The sequence below is a fragment of the Pseudomonas sp. NPDC086251 genome (assembly GCF_044746405.1).
Lineage (GTDB): Bacteria > Pseudomonadota > Gammaproteobacteria > Pseudomonadales > Pseudomonadaceae > Aquipseudomonas.
In genome coordinates this window covers 805720-821642 of the sequence record NZ_JBIVBY010000001.1, presented here as the reverse complement: position 1 = coordinate 821642, position 15923 = coordinate 805720, and the positions used below count along the sequence as shown (strand labels likewise).

The window sequence follows — 15923 nt, the reverse complement described above, 5'->3', positions numbered from 1 at the left end:
AGGATTGTTCCCATCAGATCGCCTCGTGGCGGTCCTCACCTGGAGATCCCACATGAAACTGCTGCATATCGATTCGAGCATTCTTGGTGACAATTCGGCTTCCCGTCAGCTGAGCAGCGAAGTCGTCAAAGCCTGGCAAACCGCCGAGCCAACGGCCGTGGTGACCTACCGCGACCTGGCCGCCGACGCCATCAGCCATTTCTCCGCCACGACCCTGGTCGCCGCCGGCACCACCGCTGAACTGCGCAACGCCGCGCAACAGCACGAAGCCGAGCTGAGCGCATCGACGTTGGCCGAATTCATCGCCGCCGATGCCGTGGTGATTGCAGCCCCAATGTACAACTTCACCATCCCGACTCAACTCAAGGCCTGGATCGACCGCATCGCCGTTGCCGGTCAAACCTTCCGCTACACCGAAGCCGGCCCTGAAGGCCTGTGCGGTGGCAAGAAAGTCGTGATCGTGTCGACTTCCGGCGGCTTGCATGCCGGCCAGGCGACTGGCGTTGCTCACGAAGAGTACTTGAAAGTGCTGTTCGGCTTCCTCGGCGTCACTGACATCGAGTTCGTCCGCGCCCATGGTTTGGCTTACGGTGATGAAGTGCGCACCAAAGCAATGAGCGATGCGCACACGCAAATCAGCGAGCAGTTGTTCGCCGCCGCGTAAAGCGTCTGTAAAAAAAATCAAACAGCTCAAGCAACTCCCAAAAAACTCTGTATTCTGATCACGCAAGTGCCAGGTACGGAGTTTTTTGTTTCTGGTCATTTCTATTTTGTAGAAGATTATGGCCCAGGTTATGCAGTCGAGGGTTAACGTCCCCGTTTTGCAACGACCTTGGTGGCTGCGTATTTCTGGCACAAGGCCGCGTCTTCGGTGTCTGAAGAACAACGGGCTTCCCGGTCAAGTACCCAAGGTGGGGCATCCCATGATGCGTCTATGTGCAACGTTACTGATTTGCCTGCTCAGCAGCCTGAATTCAGTGCACGCCGCGCCTGCGCCACAGCCACATTGGAGTGTCGGCTTCCATGAGATGAGTTTTCTCGACCCGCTGGACCTACAGCCGATGCGGGCCATCGCCTTTTATCCCTCCAGCGACAAAGAACATTCCAGCAAACTTGAGGGTTACACCGTCGAAGCCGGTGAAGACACCCGCGTCGCTATCGGCCGTTTCCCGATGTTGATGCTGTCCCACGGCAACACCGGAACCCCGCTGGCCCTGCACGACCTGATGACGTCGCTGGCACGCAAAGGGTTTGTGGTGGTGGCGGTGATCCATCCCGGTGACAACTCCAAAGACCACAGCCGCCTTGGCACCTTGAGCAATCTCTACGGCCGGCCGATCCAGATTTCCGAAGCCATTACCGCGACCTTGGGCGACCGCATGCTCGCGCCTTTCGTCAATGCCGATCAGGTGGGCGTGATCGGTTATTCGGCGGGTGGCGAGACCGCATTGATTCTGTCCGGTGCGACACCTGATCTCGACCGCCTGCGGCGCTATTGTCAGGAACGCCCGGACGACCACGATGCCTGTAACACCCAGGGCGAGCTGATCGCCGACCGCGATGACTTGCAACCGGTGGCGGATCCACGCGTCCACGCGTTGCTACTGATGGCGCCGCTGAGCCTTAAGTTCGGCCGTCATACCCTGGCCGATGTGCATGTGCCGGTGCTGCTCTACAGCGGTGACGGCGACAAACTGGTGGCCTTCGACAAAAACGCCGCCGCCCTGGCGCGCAAACTGCCCATCGCGCCCGACTTCAAATTGCTGGCCGGGGCAGGGCACTTCGTGTTCTTGGCGCCTTGTAATGAAGAGCAGATCATCGCCATGCCGGCGCTGTGCACCGATGCCGATGGCGTCGACCGCGAAGACATTCACCGCAACATGATCTCCGAAGCCGGACGCTTCTTCTCCCGCGCCCTGGGCAAACCGAATCGCGCCGGAATGCAAACCGCCGATCAATAAGATTCACGCAATCCCCTGTAGGAGCTGTCGAGTGCAACGAGGCTGCGATCTTTTGATCTTGTTTTTGAAACAGAAAAGTCAAAAGATCGCAGCCTTCGGCAGCTCCAGGGTTTCGCGTGTCAGGCCATTGCGCGGCGTTTCAGCAGCAGGGTCAAGCCGAGGCCGGTGATCGACAATAAAGCCGCGCAGAAGAAAATCCACGAATACCCCAAATTCAACGCCACCGCGCCCATCAACGGCCCGGCAATCGCCAGCGCCAGGTCGAAAAACACCGCATAAGCACTCAACCCCGCGCCGCGACTGGAATTGGGCACCTGCTTGATTGCTTCCACCCCCAGCGCGGGGTACACCAGCGACAGGCCAAAACCGGTCAGGCCGGCGCCGATCAGCGCATACCCGGTGGACGGTGCCAGCCACAGCAGTACCAGGCCGACGGTCTCGATGGTCATGCAGGCGATGGCCGAGGTGAAACCGCCAAAACGGCTGATGGCGGAAATAAACAACAGGCGCGACAGGATGAAACACACCCCGAACACCGTCAGGCAATACGCGGCGCCGGTCCAGCCACGATTAACGTAATACAGGGTAATAAAGGTGGTCAGCGTGCCGTAGCCGATGGACGCCAGGCTCAGGCTGGCCCCAAACGGTGCAATGCGCCCGAACACCGCCCAGAACGGCAGACGTTCGCCGCGAATGACCGGCACCGACGGCTTGTTGTGAATCAGCACCAACGCCGCCAGTGCCAGCAACGACAGCACGATCCCCAGGCTTTCAAACCCGTACTCGGCAACCATCACCACCCCCAGCGGTGCACCGATGGCGATGGCGCCATAGGACGCAATGCCGTTCCACGAGATCGACCGTGCGGTGTGTTCAGCGCCGACCTGGCCCATGCACCAACTGATCGTGCCGACCCCGATCAACCCTTGGGCGATCCCCAGTAACAGCCGGCCAGCGATCAGGATCAACAGGCTCACCAGCGGAAAGCTCTGCAGCAAGGTCGACAGCAATGTCAGCAGGCCGCTCAACACAATCCCCGACAACCCGTAAACAATCGCCCGTTTGGTTCCGATGTTGTCCGACATGCGCCCGGCCATGGGGCGGCTGAGCAGGGTGGCCAGGTACTGCGAGCCGATGGTCAGCCCGGCAACGATGGCGCTGAAACCGAGTTGTTCGTGGACATACCCCGGCAACACCGCAATCGGCAGGCCGATGCAGAGGAAGGCTATAAAGGTATAGAACACGATGGAGACGATCTGCAGGGTGATCGCCGTGGAGCTTTGCGGTGGCAGCTGCTGCACAGACATGAGGGCTCGTTCGCGGGCGGCGGTAGGAGAACTGCATCATGGCAAGGGCGCGGGATAAAAGGAAGCAGGCTAACTATATTCGTTGGGCTTGATGGCCCCTTCGCGGGCAAGCCTCGCTCCTACAAAGGCATCGCCAAACCTGTAGGAGCGAGGCTCGCCCGCGAAGAGGCCCTAAGCACCGACAAAATCACAGGGCCTGAAATGCAAAAAGCCCCGTCACCAGGACAGGGCTTTCAGTCGAAGCAGCTGCTATTTAGAACACAACGCCCTGGCTACGCAGGTAATCGTCGTAAGTACCGCTAAAGTCGATCACGCCGCTAGGGCTCAACTCGATGATGCGGGTGGCCAACGACGATACGAACTCACGGTCGTGGCTGACGAAGATCAGCGTGCCCGGGTAGTTCTCCAGCGCCAGGTTCAGCGCCTCGATGGATTCCATGTCCAAGTGGTTGGTCGGTTCGTCCATGATCAGCACGTTCGGCTTTTGCAGGATCAGCTTGCCGAACAGCATGCGACCTTGCTCACCACCGGAGATGACCTTGACCGACTTGAGGATTTCGTCGTTGGAGAACAGCATACGGCCGAGGGTACCGCGAACGATTTGCTCGCCACCCTGGGTCCATTGGCCCATCCAGTCGAACAGGTTGCAGTCGTCTTCGAAGTCGTGCGCGTGGTCCTGGGCGTAGTAGCCCAGTTCCGCGGCGTCGGTCCACTTCACGGTGCCGGCATCCGGGGTCAGTTCGTTGACCAGGGTGCGCAACAGGGTAGTTTTGCCGATACCGTTCGGGCCGATGATCGCCACGCGCTCGCCAGCTTCAACCTGGAAGCTGAAATCCTTGAACAGCGGCTTGCCGTCGAAGCCTTTGGCCATGCGCTCGACGATGACCGCCTGACGGTGCAGCTTCTTGGTCTGTTCGAAGCGGATGAACGGGCTGACGCGGCTCGAAGGCTTGACCTCGGCCAGCTGGATCTTGTCGATCGCCTTGGCGCGGGAAGTGGCCTGCTTGGCTTTCGAGGCGTTGGCCGAGAAGCGGCTGACGAACGATTGCAGTTCCGAGATCTGCGCCTTCTTCTTGGCGTTGTCCGACAGCAGTTGCTCGCGGGACTGGGTCGCCACGGTCATGAACTCTTCGTAGTTGCCAGGGAACAGGAGCACCTCGCCGTAATCCAGGACATCCATGTGGGTGCACACGCTGTTCAGGAAGTGACGGTCGTGAGAGATGATGATCATCAGGCTGGAGCGCTGGGTCAGAATGTTTTCCAGCCAGCGGATGGTGTTGATGTCCAGGTGGTTGGTCGGTTCGTCGAGCAACAGCACTTCAGGATCGGAGAACAGCGCCTGAGCCAGCAATACGCGCAGTTTCCAGCCCGGGGACACTTCGCTCATCGGGCCGAAATGCTGTTCGATGCCGATACCCAGGCCCAGCAGCAATTCACCGGCACGGGATTCGGCGGTGTAGCCGTCCATTTCAGCGAATTCGGTTTCCAGCTCGGCCACGGCCATGCCGTCTTCTTCGGTCATTTCCGGCAGCGAGTAGATGCGATCGCGCTCGGCCTTGACCTTCCACAGCTCTTCGTGACCCATGATCACGGTATCGATCACGGTGAATTCTTCGTAGGCGAACTGGTCCTGGCGCAATTTACCCAGACGCACGTTCGGCTCAAGCATGACCTGGCCACCGGAGGGCTCAAGGTCGCCACCGAGGATTTTCATGAAGGTCGACTTGCCGCAACCGTTGGCGCCGATCAGGCCGTAGCGGTTGCCCGCGCCGAATTTGACCGAAACGTTTTCGAATAGCGGCTTGGCGCCGAACTGCATCGTGATGTTAGCTGTAGAGATCAAAGGTTTTTCCTGCGAAGCATTCAGAGTAGCTAGGGTTGCGGCAGTACCGATTCAGTACCCGTTTCCGGATTTCAAACCACGGGAAATACATCCCGGTCAGAAGCGGAAGGTCCATCTGGCAATAAGTGGACAGCTGCATATGGAGCGCTTGGCCCGAGTCGAAGTGCGCTGAGACGGGTTCATTTCCGTCATCAACCAAGGGGGGCGCGTAATGTTTGGCGGCGATTGTACTGGTCTGGCTCTTTAAACGATAGGGCATTGAGGCCGCACGGGCGCTTTGGCGGCACCAGCGGACAGATTTTCACATCTGAATGCTAACAACTGGTTACAAACAGTGGCTAAAATGCCCTCTTTCATCTTGATGCCGACCGACGGCAGAGCCTCAAGGCCGCACCCTCGGGACCGGTATTTCGTATTCAGACGCTGCACAATGCCCTTGAACCGTTTGGCTGGCAGGGGACGCAGTTTGTTCACTTCTGACGTGTGACGACCTCTGTGAAACTCATCATCGCCGCTGTTTATGTTGTCTCCATCGCGTACGTTCATCTGCGCGGTCGAGTGCGCCACAAACTGGGCCGCCAACTGAGCGACCATTCGACGTTTCTGGCGCCGATCAACTGCTTCCTTTATCTGTTCTCGAAAATCCCCAACAGGCCTTACCTCAATCCCGCCGATTTTCCCGACTTGAGTCCGTTGCAGACCCATTGGGAACAAATTCGCGCCGAAGGCCAGAACCTGCTCAGGGCCGGGGAAATCAAACGCTCGAACCAGTACGACGACGTGGGCTTCAACTCGTTCTTCAAAACCGGCTGGAAACGCTTCTATTTGAAGTGGTACGGCGATAGCCATCCCTCGGCGATGAAACTCTGCCCGCGCACCACCGAACTGGTGCAGAGCATCGGCTCGATCAAGGCCGCGATGTTCGCCGAGCTGCCACCGGGTTCCAAACTGGTCCGCCACCGCGACCCGTACGCCGGTTCCTACCGTTATCACCTTGGCCTGGAAACGCCGAACGATGCCGGTTGCTACATCAACGTCGATGGCGAAAGTTATCACTGGCGCGACGGTGAAGCGGTGATATTCGACGAGACCTTCATTCATTACGCTGAAAACACCACCGGGCAGAATCGCATCATTCTGTTCTGCGACATCGAGCGACCAATGAAATATCGCTGGGCAGCGGCGTTCAATGGCTGGTTCAGCCGTAACGTGATGTCGGCGGCGGGCGCGCCGAACGATGTGGGCGACAAGACCGGTGGTATCAACCGCCTGTTCGCCCGAATCTACAAGATTCGCCTGCGCGGCAAAGCGCTGAAGAAGCGTAATCGCAAGCTCTATTACCTGGAGAAGTGGGCGATTTTTGCGGGGCTGCTGGCGGTTTTTGTACTGGTCTGAGTTTTGTATTGCGGCGCAGGACGCCTTCGCGAGCAAGCCCGCTCCCACATTTGATCTGTGTCGTTCACAAAACTAATGTGGGAGCGGGCTTGCTCGCGAAGGGGCTAGTACCTTCACCCAATACCTCACTGATACGCCCGCAATCAATCAGCCACGAGAAGTCTTCGTGGCTTTTTTATTCGCCGCCGGTTTCGCCGCCGGTTTGGCTTTGCCAGCCCCCTTGCCACCCAGGCTGCGTTTAAGCAGCTCGGTCAAATCGATAACATCCGCCGTTTTCCGCTCTTCTTCGCCAGTCGCTGTCTCCACATCCTCGATCTTGCCTTCATTGGCCTTCTTCTCGACCAGCGCCATGATCTTGTCTTCAAAACTGTCGCGATAGTCGTCAGGTTTCCAGTCGGCGCTCATGTCTTCAACCAGACGCTTGGCCATGTCAAGCTCACCCTTGGCCAGTTCCGGTTTGGTCACCTCGCTGCCCAACTCAAGCGTGTCGAGGCTGCGCACTTCCGCCGGCCAGCGCAACATCACCAGGACCATCGCCGATTCCAGCGGCATCAGCGCAGCAAGGTGCTGGCGGGTATGCAAGACCACATGGGCGAGGGCGACCTTGTTGGTTTTGCTCAGGGTTTCACGCAACAGCGCATAGACCTTGCCGCCGCGCTTGTCCGGCGCCAGGTAGTAGGGCGTGTCGATGTTTTGCAGGGGGATCTGGTCACTGTCGACAAAGGAAAAGATGTCGATGGTTTGCGTGGACAGCGGATGCGCCGACTTGATCTCTTCCTCACTGAGCACCACGTAACGGCCCTTTTCATACTGCACACCTTTGACGATGTGCTCCTTGGTGACTTCCTTGCCGGTGACCTTGTTCACGCGTTTATAGCCCACCGGTTCCATGCTGCGGCTGTCGAGCCAGTCGAAATCCACCCCTTGCGAAGACGTCGCCGAGACCAGCGCCACAGGGATATGCACCAGCCCGAAACTGATTGCGCCTTTCCAGATTGCCCGTGCCATGGTCGTCTTCTCGTGAGTGATGTTCAGGTGACCGGTGACGCCGTGTAAAAGTTTCAGCGCGCTGCGGCCCGGCCCTGCGGGCGGATCGGCGGTGTGGTCAACTCGTGTTACACCTTGTGAAGCAGGTTTTAGTTAACAAATCCGAACCCCGGGCGTAGCGTGCTATCGAAGGTCCTATCCACGCTGATGTCGAGAGGCTTCCCATGAACAGATTTGTGCTCGGTTGCGCCGCGTTGGCGTTGAGTGGCTTGCTGAGCCCTCTGGCCCAGGCCGGGAGCGCACCGGCAACGCCTTCGTTGCTGTTGGCCCAAAGCCCCACGGGCAATTCCAGCAACCCTTACAACAGCCCGATTCGCCGGGCCAACCCCAACAGCATGCAAGGCACGCAACCCGGCGCGCCGGTCATTCGTGGGCCCAACACCGTGCCCGTGCCACGGCCGCCGACTATTGATAATGGTGGCGTCGGCAACCGTTATCCCCAGGACCGACCAGCTCCCGCCAGCCAGCCGAAATTCATTCCCAACCCACCTCATCGAGACGCGGACACCAGCAACCGTTGAACCGCAGGACAGCGTTCTTGCCAGCCATTCGAACGACAAAAGGAATCGTGCATGTTGCGTAAAACCCTCCTGGCCACCTTCTGCGCCAGCGCACTGATCACCGCTGCAGCGCCTGTTTTCGCGGCGTCGACGCAAGAGCTGAACAGCGAACAGGGCACCCTCGAAGTCACGACGATTGCCAAGGGACTGGAGCATCCCTGGGCCTTGGCCTTCCTGCCCGATCGCAAGGGCATGCTGGTAACCGAGCGGCCCGGCAACCTGCGTGTCGTCAGCGCTGACGGCAAGCTCTCGGCCCCCATTGAGGGCGTGCCGAAAGTCTGGGCCAAGGGGCAGGGTGGTTTGCTGGACGTGGCGTTGTCGCCCGACTTCAAGCAAGACCGCACGGTCTACCTGTCGTATGCCGAAGGTGGCGGCAAGGGCGACAAGGCCGGCACGGCGGTGGGCCGCGGACAGCTGTCCGAAGACCTGACGACCCTCAAAGACTTCAAGGTTATATTTCGTCAGGAACCCAAGCTCTCGGTCGGTAACCACTTCGGCTCGCGGTTGGTGTTCGATCGTGATGGCTACCTGTTTATCACCTTGGGCGAGAACAACGACCGGCCAACGGCGCAGGACCTCGACAAGCTGCAAGGCAAGGTCGTGCGGATCTACCCGGACGGCAAGGTACCGGACGACAACCCTTTTGTCGGACAGGCCGGCGTACGCCCGGAAATCTGGTCCTATGGGCATCGCAATCCACAAGGCGCGGCACTCAACCCGTGGACGGGCACCCTCTGGGAAAACGAACACGGCCCCCAGGGTGGCGATGAGGTCAACATCATCGAGCGTGGCAAGAACTACGGCTGGCCGTTGGCAACTCATGGCATCAACTATTCCGGTGGGCCAATTCCGGAGGCCAATGGCAAAACCGCCGAAGGCACCGTTGCACCGCACCACGTCTGGGAAAAATCGCCGGGGCTCAGCGGCTTGGCCTTCTACGACGCGGATCGGTTCAAGGCCTGGCAGCACAACGCATTTATCGGCGCGCTGGTGAGCCAAGAGTTGATCCGCCTGCAATTCGACGGCGACCGGGTGGTTCACGAAGAGCGATTGATGGGTGAACTCAACAAGCGCATCCGCGATGTACGGCAGGGCCCGGACGGGTATTTGTATGTGCTGACCGACGAGGATGACGGCGTGTTGTACAAAGTCGGCCTGAAATAACCCAATCCCCTGTAGGAGCGAGCTTGCTCGCGAAAAACCCGAGAGCACCGGTGAGTCATCTCGTGCGGCGTCATCGTTGACGACCTTCGCGAGCAAGCTCGCTCCTACAGGATTATGCAAATCAGGAACGGGCATACAAAATCACCGCCGCCCTCAATTTGCCCCGGCCAAAGCTGCTCATTTTCTCAAACTCGGCATGGCTGACCGGCAAATGCTGGCAGTCCATCGGCTGACGATGTTGGCTGTGGTCGACATCCGGGTCGTGCAAATAGACGAACTCATCATCGCAATCGGTGACGATCACCCAATGCGGTGATTTCGAGCGGGTCAGTCGATAACAGCTGATCAGCACCAACGGCTGGCCGCCAGCGTCCAGTAGCCGTGGCAACTCCAACGGCCCGCCGATCACCCGTTCGACGTCGGTGGCTTGCAGCTGTTCTGTGAACTCGTCGTGCACCAAACGCATTACGTCTTTTTTATGCTCATCACGCACACCATCGAGGAACAATGGCCCGGCCATGCTCAATTGCAGGCGCACCCGAAACCCGCGTCTTAACGCGGCCAGCGCCAGGCCTTGCGGGCTGCAACCACCGTGGCCGGAGGTCATGAACACGGTGGTCGCTTCGCGCCAGATCTGCAGTTCTTCGCGGCGCTCCAGCACTCGATCCTGTTGCAGCGCACCCATGGCCATCAACAGGCAGGCCGGGCCGCAGGTGAAATCGGTGGTCTGCGGGTAATACGGCACCTTGATGTTGCGGGAGTCGCGGTGCTGGAGGATGCGTTTTTCCAGGCGCAGCGCGTCGGCATGGTCCTGGTAATAGTCGTGAATCAGCGCGAAACGCCGATAGCCGTTGCGCTCATACAAGGCGATCGCCGCCGGGTTGTCGATTCGCACCTCCAGCCGCAGGTAGGCGCAATCGTGCTCAAGGGCGCAGGCTTCGATGCGTTGCAGCAGTTGCTTGCCCAACCCGCTGCCACGCGCCTGTTCAGCAATGGCGATCGAGTAGAGGCGCGCCAGCGAAGTGCCCCGGTGAAACAGCACCACGGCGTAACCCACCAGGTGTTCGCCGCGCTGGGCCACCAACAGTTGCCCGTGGGCGCGGCTGATCATCCATTGAAAACTGCGACTATTGAGCCGGTCCGTGGTGAAACATTGTTGTTCGAGTTCCAGCAGTGCCGTTAAGTCTTCAACGACCGCCAGGCGAAAAAGCAGATTCATATGACCACCGTAAAAGTTGCGTAACGAAACGAGACTTTCAAAAAACTTCGTGCTTAATAGGAAAGGTCTTGTTCTCCAACGGATCAATCACTATGTCAGCGGTACAGGGTCATTGGCGCGAAGTATCCGAGCAAAGTTTGCCGGCAGCAACTTATTTAAATGACGCAGCTAGAACTTCAAGTCAATTGATTATCATCGTCGAACGCAAGGAAGACTGGGCGTCGTATTTCCCCAGCGAGGACATTGTCAGCGCCCAGGAATACCTTGAGCAGACGCGGGACAGTGAGCAGGGCAAACGGGTTCAGGTGATCAACCTGTGCCGCAGCTACAAGTATCTGGGGCACGGCTATTACTGCTCGTTGCTGGCGGAGGCGCGGGGGCACAAAGTAATACCGTCGGTGCGAACCATCAGCGAGTTGACCAAAAAATCCCTGTACGGCCTGGCCCTGGACGACCTCGATAAACCCTTGGAAAAAGCCCTCAGTAATCATCTTTACAGTGACACCGAAGGTTTTACCCTGACGCTGTACTTTGGCAGGACTAACATCGAACCGTTGCAGGATCTGGCACGTCAGTTGTTCGAAGTGTTCCCGTGTCCGATCTTGTTAGTTGAGTTTCGCCGAACTAACGGTTGGCACATCGAAGGCATAAAGTCCGGCGCCTTGCATAAGTTACGTGAGGATCAGGAAGATCAGTTTGCCAACTCGCTCGACAGTTTCAGTCGCAAGATATGGCGCGTGCCACGTTCGCGCCGACTGGCGCGATATGACCTGGCGATTTTGCACGATCCGCAAGAAGCGTTGCCGCCGTCCAACGCCAAGGCCCTCGATAATTTCGTCCGGGTCGGCAAGACGTTGGGCATCGACGTCGAGCTGATCGAGCGTAAAGACTACGCGCGCATCGCCGAATACGACGGGCTACTGATTCGCGAGACCACCAGCGTCGACAACCACACGTACCGCTTCGCCAAGAAAGCCGAGAGCGAAGGCTTGGTGGTGATGGACGACCCGACATCGATCCTGCGCTGCACCAACAAGGTCTATCTGACGGACCTGCTCAAGAGCCATCAACTGGGCATGCCCGCCACCGAAATTCTGTACAAGGAGCGACCGGAAGATTTCGAACGGGTCGGCGAGCGGCTGGGCTTTCCGCTGGTGTTGAAGATCCCCGACGGCTGTTTCTCCCGTGGCGTGATCAAGGTCGAAAGCCAGCAAGCGCTGCTGGAAGCCACCGCTGAACTGTTCGAACACTCGGTGCTGTTGCTGGCCCAGGAATTCTTCTACACCGAATACGACTGGCGCATCGGCGTGCTCAACCGCAAACCGATCTTTGCCTGCCAGTACTTCATGTCCAAGGGCCATTGGCAGATCTATAACCACAAGGCCAAGGGCCAGGACATCAACGGTGAATGCCGCACGTTGGCGGTTCACGAAGCCCCGCGGGCGGTGGTGGAACTGGCGGTGAAGACCGCGAACCTGATCGGCGACGGCCTCTATGGCGTCGACCTCAAGCAGTCCGGCGACAAAGTGGTGGTGATCGAGGTCAACGACAACCCGAACATGGACGCCGGCATCGAAGACGCCTACTTGCAGGACGATCTGTATTCACTGGTGCTGGAGGAGTTCGTGCGTCGGCTGGAGCTCAAGCGCCGCGGCCAGGCCTGGTGAGCGGCCGATGATCAAGAGTTTCCAACTCAGCAACGGCGCGCTGCACGCCGTAGAACGGCTGGACGCGCAGGTGATGCTGTTCAGCAACCCGGATGCAGCCGAACGGGACCTGCTGCACAGCCATTTCAAACTCGATGAACACGCACTGGCCTCGGCCCTGGACCCTGATGAGGTGTCGCGCATCGAGTTCCATCCCGACAACCTGTTCCTGATCTGGAAACGCCCGGAAAACTACTCCGGCGCCGGCAGCCTGGCCTTCGAAGTATCGTCCTGTGGCTTGCTGTTTTGTCAGCACCGGCTGCTGGTGATCGCCACCGACGACTCGCCGCTCAACGGGCTTGGCATTCGGCAGCCACTGAACACGCCGCTGGATGTATTGCTGCACTTGCTGTTCAACAACATCCATCACTACTTGGGCCACCTGAAGGTGATCAAGTTGGTTGCGCGGGAGTTGCAGCAGAAATTCAACGCCTCGATGCAAAACCAGCACCTGATCCAGATGTTCAACCTCAGCGAAAGCCTGATCTATTACATCAACGCCATTCACAGCAACGGCGCGGTCCTGACCCGGCTGCGCAACCATGCGGAAAAGGAACACTTCAGCGCCGCAGCCATCGGCCTGATCGACGACCTGATCATCGAAAACAACCAGTGCTACAAACAGGCGGAAATCTATTCCACGGTGTTCTCCGGGCTGATCGACGCCCGGGGCAACCTGATGAACAACAGCATGAACAACCTGTTGCGCAAGCTGACGTTGATCAACGTGGTGTTTCTGCCGCTGAACCTGATTGCGAGCATTGGCGGGATGTCCGAATTCAGCATGATGACGTCGGGCACGCCGTGGTGGGTTTCGTATCCGTTGTTTCTCTCGGCGATGATGCTGGGGGCGGGGGTGATGGTGCTTGGGCTCAGGCGCTTGGCCAAGTAAATGAGGTGACTGTCAGGCCGCCTTCGCCAGCAGGCTGGCTCCCACAGTTGACCGTATCCAACAGGAGAATGCGGTCAACTGTGGGAGCGGGCTTGCTCGCGAAAGCAATCTCAAGCGCGCCGCTGCCTATCCTGCAAACCACGAACCACCAGATACAACAACGGCCCGATCGACACAAAAATTGCGGTAATCAACAGATAAGGAACAACCGACCACCCCGACTGCCCACGCTTACGTGCATCGCGATACATCCAGATACCCGCCAGGATTGCCAGCAAGTAAAGATCAATCACCACCTGCGCCGTATCAGGCCGCGACATCAGGCTGATGCCAAAGTCGATCAACGACTGTTCAGCCTGGAGCATCACCGAAACGGTGTAGCCGGCGAAGGCGATAAGGGCTAAGAGGGGCAGGGCGATAGACTTCATGGTGTCCTTCCTTGGGACGATGAGCTGAATCGCCAGCCTACAGAGGCCGGACAAAATTGGCCATTGACTTGCCATTAGCGCCCGGCTAGTTTTCACGCATGACTTCCACCGTATTGCGCTGCCAGCCAAGCATTATTACCGCCATTCCTTATTTGGCGGGCTAGCTCACGACTGCAGCACCCAACCCGCCCTAGAGGCGGGTTTTCATTTTCTGTCTCCGGGGCGCCGACCTTAACCAGGAGATGACCATGAGCAGCATCCAGGCCCAGCAAACCTTGCTGGAGCATTACGTGAAAAAGATCCTTGCCGCGCCCGTGTATGAATTGGCGGTACGCACGCCGCTGCAAGACGCTCCGGCGCTGTCCGAAGCCTTGGGCAATCGGATCCTGCTCAAGCGTGAGGACTTGCAACCGACCTTTTCCTTCAAGATTCGCGGCGCTTTTAACAAGCTGGTGCAATTGAGCGATGAGCAAAAGGCTCGCGGCGTGATCACTGCATCGGCGGGCAATCATGCCCAGGGTGTGGCGCTGGCCGCTCGCGAGCTGGGGATTGCCGCCACTATCGTCATGCCGCGCACGACGCCGGAATTGAAGGTGCTCGGTGTGCGCAGTCGCGGGGCCGATGCGGTATTGCACGGGGAGAGCTTTCCGTTTGCCCTGCAACATGCCTTGAACCTGGCACAGCAAACCGGGCGCACCTTTGTCTCGCCTTTCGACGACCCGGATGTGATCGCGGGGCAGGGCACGGTGGCAATGGAAATCCTGCGCCAGCACCAAGGGCCGCTGGACGCAATCTTCGTCCCGGTGGGCGGGGGTGGCTTGATCGCCGGCATCGCCGCGTACGTCAAATACCTTCGACCTGAGGTCCGCATCGTCGGCGTCGAGTCGGAACATTCCGCGTGTTTGTCCGCTGCGTTAGAGGCCGGTGAGCGAGTCGTCCTGCCGTCCGTAGGCACCTTCGCCGATGGTGTGGCCGTCGCCGAGATTGGCGCTCATGGTTTCGAAGTTTGCCGGTTTTGCGTCGATGAGGTGTTGACGGTCAGCAATGACGAACTGTGCGCCGCGATCAAGAATATCTACGATGACACGCGCTCGATCACCGAGCCTTCCGGCGCACTGGCCGTGGCTGGAATCAAGAAGTACGTGGCGCAAACCGGCGCCCGGGGTCAGACCCTGGTGGCCATCGACTCGGGGGCCAATATCAATTTCGACAGCTTGCGTCATGTGGCCGAGCGCGCGGCATTGTGCGGCGCGCTGGTGTAAGGGGATGCTGGGCTGCCGTGCGCGGCGATTGCAAACTCATCACGGCAAGAATGCAAATTGCAGGGGCGGCAGAGGGCTTTCTTGCAGATTGCATGAGGGTATTTACAACTAGTTACGCTAAACGCTTGATTTGCCGATGAGCTGCACGGCGAAATTCCGGGCATGTTTTATGCTGTAGCTGCTCTTAAGCTGACCGCGGATTTCAGGAGTCGGCGTTGATACTTTATTGGCAGTCTCATATGAAGGAGAGGGTCGCCATGTTTCTTTCTGCCTTGGAACTTCGCAATATCGTTGAAAGCAGTTTTCTGCCCAAACGCTGTCAATGCACGCTGTCGCCGGACCTGTCGATGACCGTAAAAGTGTATGCGGACGGTAAAACCGATCAACTTGATCTATTGGTCACCGGCATCAATGCCAAACGGCTCAATGGAAGTCGCGAGATCAATGACCTGATCGCCGAGTTGCGTTCGGACATGCAGAACAGGACGAATGCAGAGACTTTGCATCCGGATAGAAAAGCTCTGTAACTTACGCCTCTCTATCGACAGTCGCTTGGCCTGGAAAAAAACCAGGCCGAGCGCCAGGTTTCGGTCAGTTCTGCATGCTGCAAGCGTCGGACAACTTCCTGTAGGTGATTTCCGAGGGTTTGCCGTTGGTGTCGATGTACTTCATGTCAGCCTTCACCACTTTGCAATCCAGGGTGTTGGGTTCGGTCAACGAAACGACCTTGCCCACGTTCAGTGGCATGCCGTAATGGTACGACGGGACGGCGGTTTGAGAGGATGTGGTGTCGTTGGCTTGGGCAAGACCGCTAAGGCCGGTGCAGGTGAGGGCGGCGGTGATCCACAATAGGCGCATGTTCATGAACGTTCTCCGGTGCGGACGGAAAGTCAGCTCGACGTAACAAACGTCGAACCTGCCGCACTGGGCGTCAGAGGAGTCTGAGGGCGTGCGGTCCAGTAAAGTGTTGGACCGCGGGATTAAGCGTTGGTTAACCTGGCTGAACGCCACCTGTCGCCCGGCGGGGGCGTCGCAAGGCCATGGGCCGCCATTTTCCGACTAAAGTCGTCTGTGGCCCGTGAAAGCATCCTGCCATCATTGCCGCTCACCCCGAGTGTCCATATCTCCTGGCCAGATAC

Annotated in this window: 14 protein-coding genes and 1 pseudogene; 9 read left to right on the top strand and 6 right to left on the bottom strand. The window is 58.5% G+C overall.

The features are described from left to right. Nucleotides 1–52 precede the first annotated feature (52 nt). Together ACIPL2_RS03585 and ACIPL2_RS03580 are read left to right on the top strand one after the other, a co-directional pair. A complete protein-coding gene (locus ACIPL2_RS03585) occupies nucleotides 53–664 on the top strand; it encodes an FMN-dependent NADH-azoreductase (protein ID WP_059405156.1) in 612 nt (203 codons plus the stop codon). Between the two features lie 259 nt (nucleotides 665–923). After that, the gene (locus ACIPL2_RS03580; RefSeq protein WP_401353022.1) at nucleotides 924–1961 is read left to right on the top strand and encodes an alpha/beta hydrolase family protein; all 1038 of its coding nucleotides are present in this window, start codon (nucleotides 924–926) and stop codon (nucleotides 1959–1961) included. Between the two features lie 119 nt (nucleotides 1962–2080). Here ACIPL2_RS03580 and ACIPL2_RS03575 read toward each other — a convergent pair whose 3' ends face one another. Both ACIPL2_RS03575 and ACIPL2_RS03570 read right to left on the bottom strand, forming a co-directional pair. Beyond that, nucleotides 2081–3268, bottom strand: coding sequence for an MFS transporter (locus ACIPL2_RS03575; RefSeq protein WP_401353020.1), 1188 nt, complete (start codon nucleotides 3266–3268; stop codon nucleotides 2081–2083). 253 nt (nucleotides 3269–3521) lie between these two features. Next, a complete protein-coding gene (locus ACIPL2_RS03570; protein ID WP_401353018.1) occupies nucleotides 3522–5111 on the bottom strand; it encodes an ABC-F family ATPase in 1590 nt (529 codons plus the stop codon). Between the two features lie 495 nt (nucleotides 5112–5606). On the opposite strand from ACIPL2_RS03570, the gene lpxO reads away from it, so the two are divergent. Next, on the top strand, nucleotides 5607–6506 hold the full coding sequence (gene lpxO / locus ACIPL2_RS03565; protein ID WP_401353016.1) for a lipid A hydroxylase LpxO: 900 nt from the start codon (nucleotides 5607–5609) through the stop codon (nucleotides 6504–6506). Between the two features lie 147 nt (nucleotides 6507–6653). Here the strand turns inward: lpxO and ACIPL2_RS03560 are convergent, their stop codons facing one another. Further along, a complete protein-coding gene (locus ACIPL2_RS03560; protein WP_401353014.1) occupies nucleotides 6654–7514 on the bottom strand; it encodes a Ku protein in 861 nt (286 codons plus the stop codon). Between the two features lie 203 nt (nucleotides 7515–7717). On the opposite strand from ACIPL2_RS03560, the gene ACIPL2_RS03555 reads away from it, so the two are divergent. Then, entirely contained in the window at nucleotides 7718–8074 is a 357-nt protein-coding gene (locus ACIPL2_RS03555) for a hypothetical protein (RefSeq protein WP_401353012.1), read from the top strand. Between the two features lie 51 nt (nucleotides 8075–8125). After that, nucleotides 8126–9277 (top strand): PQQ-dependent sugar dehydrogenase, encoded by a 1152-nt coding sequence (locus ACIPL2_RS03550; RefSeq protein ID WP_401353010.1) that lies wholly within the window; start codon nucleotides 8126–8128, stop codon nucleotides 9275–9277. A 121-nt stretch (nucleotides 9278–9398) separates the two neighbouring features. Here ACIPL2_RS03550 and rimI read toward each other — a convergent pair whose 3' ends face one another. Beyond that, nucleotides 9399–10496, bottom strand: coding sequence for a ribosomal protein S18-alanine N-acetyltransferase (gene rimI, locus ACIPL2_RS03545; protein ID WP_401353009.1), 1098 nt, complete (start codon nucleotides 10494–10496; stop codon nucleotides 9399–9401). A 92-nt stretch (nucleotides 10497–10588) separates the two neighbouring features. Between rimI and ACIPL2_RS03540 the strand changes: the two genes are divergently transcribed. Both ACIPL2_RS03540 and ACIPL2_RS03535 read left to right on the top strand, forming a co-directional pair. Further along, complete coding sequence (locus ACIPL2_RS03540) at nucleotides 10589–12163, top strand: RimK family protein (protein WP_401353007.1); 1575 nt, start codon at nucleotides 10589–10591, stop codon at nucleotides 12161–12163. Nucleotides 12164–12170: 7 nt separating this feature from the next. Further along, a complete protein-coding gene (locus tag ACIPL2_RS03535) occupies nucleotides 12171–13094 on the top strand; it encodes a magnesium transporter CorA family protein (RefSeq protein ID WP_401353006.1) in 924 nt (307 codons plus the stop codon). Nucleotides 13095–13204: 110 nt separating this feature from the next. Here ACIPL2_RS03535 and ACIPL2_RS03530 read toward each other — a convergent pair whose 3' ends face one another. Next, entirely contained in the window at nucleotides 13205–13522 is a 318-nt protein-coding gene (locus ACIPL2_RS03530; RefSeq protein WP_401353004.1) for a DUF2834 domain-containing protein, read from the bottom strand. A gap of 242 nt (nucleotides 13523–13764) precedes the next feature. Here ACIPL2_RS03530 and ilvA point away from each other — a divergent pair. Together ilvA and ACIPL2_RS03520 are read left to right on the top strand one after the other, a co-directional pair. Further along, a pseudogene (gene ilvA, locus ACIPL2_RS03525) lies at nucleotides 13765–14766 on the top strand (threonine ammonia-lyase, biosynthetic); the annotation flags it as partial. Between the two features lie 275 nt (nucleotides 14767–15041). Beyond that, the gene (locus ACIPL2_RS03520) at nucleotides 15042–15311 is read left to right on the top strand and encodes a DUF1652 domain-containing protein (RefSeq protein ID WP_401353003.1); all 270 of its coding nucleotides are present in this window, start codon (nucleotides 15042–15044) and stop codon (nucleotides 15309–15311) included. A gap of 64 nt (nucleotides 15312–15375) precedes the next feature. Here the strand turns inward: ACIPL2_RS03520 and ACIPL2_RS03515 are convergent, their stop codons facing one another. Continuing rightward, on the bottom strand, nucleotides 15376–15648 hold the full coding sequence (locus ACIPL2_RS03515) for a DUF2790 domain-containing protein (protein ID WP_401353001.1): 273 nt from the start codon (nucleotides 15646–15648) through the stop codon (nucleotides 15376–15378). Between the last annotated feature and the right edge of the window lie 275 nt (nucleotides 15649–15923).